Source organism: Streptomyces shenzhenensis (genome assembly GCF_003688995.1).
Classification (GTDB): domain Bacteria; phylum Actinomycetota; class Actinomycetes; order Streptomycetales; family Streptomycetaceae; genus Streptomyces; species Streptomyces shenzhenensis_A.
In genome coordinates this window covers 1-645 of record NZ_PENI01000110.1, presented here as the reverse complement: position 1 = coordinate 645, position 645 = coordinate 1, and the positions used below count along the sequence as shown (strand labels likewise).

The 645-nt window shown below is 70.1% G+C and carries 1 protein-coding gene; it reads left to right on the top strand.

The genetic code is table 11. From position 1 onward, the window contains the following. Window positions 1-645: electron transfer flavoprotein subunit alpha/FixB family protein (locus CTZ28_RS46405; protein ID WP_147481319.1), on the top strand; the 645-nt coding region annotated here is incomplete at both ends.

The window sequence follows — 645 nt, the reverse complement described above, 5'->3', positions numbered from 1 at the left end:
GCACGGCGCGGTGAAGGTGCTCACGCACGAGGCGTCCGAGTACGCCGACTATCTGGTCGTCCCCAAGGTGGACGCCCTCCAGGCCGCCTACGAGGCGGTCTCCCCGGCCGCGGTGCTGGTCCCGTCCTCGGCCGAGGGCAAGGAGGTCGCCGCCCGCCTGGCGTTGCGCATCGGGTCGGGCGTCATCACGGATGCCGTCGATGTGGAGGCCGGTGCGGAGGGTCCGGTGGTGACGCAGTCGGTGTTCGCCGCGTCGTTCACGACCAGGTCCCGTGTCTCCAGGGGTGTTCCGGTGGTCACGGTGAAGCCGAACAGTGCGGCCGTGGAGGCTGCTCCGGCTGCCGGCGCGGTCGAGGCGCTGGAGGTGTCGTTCTCCGAGCAGGCCACCGGCACCAAGGTCACCGGCCGTACGCCGCGTGAGTCGACGGGGCGTCCGGAGCTGACGGAGGCGGCGATCGTGGTGTCCGGTGGTCGTGGTGTCAATGGTGCGGAGAACTTCGCGGTGATCGAGGCGCTGGCGGACTCGCTGGGTGCGGCGGTGGGTGCGTCGCGTGCGGCGGTGGATGCGGGTTGGTATCCGCACACTCATCAGGTGGGTCAGACGGGTAAGTCGGTCTCGCCGCAGTTGTACATCGCGTCGGGTAT